Source organism: Dellaglioa sp. CoH-57-MRSF-19 (assembly GCF_056781975.1).
The window spans coordinates 1-358 of the sequence record NZ_JBXAXW010000179.1 but is presented as its reverse complement, the minus strand read 5'-3'; the positions used below and the strand labels follow the sequence as shown (position 1 = coordinate 358).

Genomic DNA, 358 nt, shown 5'->3' with positions numbered 1-358 from the left:
AAGGTGACGCGCCTTCTCACGCGAAAATGACTGTGTGCCGAATATGCAGAGTGCGGGAATCCCCGCAAGAATCAGGCGTAGCGCGTCACGCTGCCCCTCGACGATGACGACGGTGCGCGTCCCCATCTCCTTCATCATGTTCATCACGTAATCGTACGGCCACAGGCCATCCTGACGCGACCAATTCGCGCCTTTTCGGCTCGGTGCCAGCAAATACGACGGCAAATTACGATCGCTATCGTCTTTACGCAAACGCGCGCGAAAGTACCCCTTCTGCTCACCACGCACCATTACCGGCAGGTAGATGAACTTCGTCTTCGACCACGTATCGTAGTCGTCGAGCCATTTGACACACATC

The 358-nt window shown here is 56.1% G+C and carries 1 protein-coding gene; it reads right to left on the bottom strand.

Annotated features, from left to right (window positions below; translation table 11 throughout):
- A partial coding sequence (locus AC1RO3_RS08850) for a toprim domain-containing protein (RefSeq protein ID WP_481764056.1) occupies positions 1-358 on the bottom strand: 358 nt, incomplete at both ends.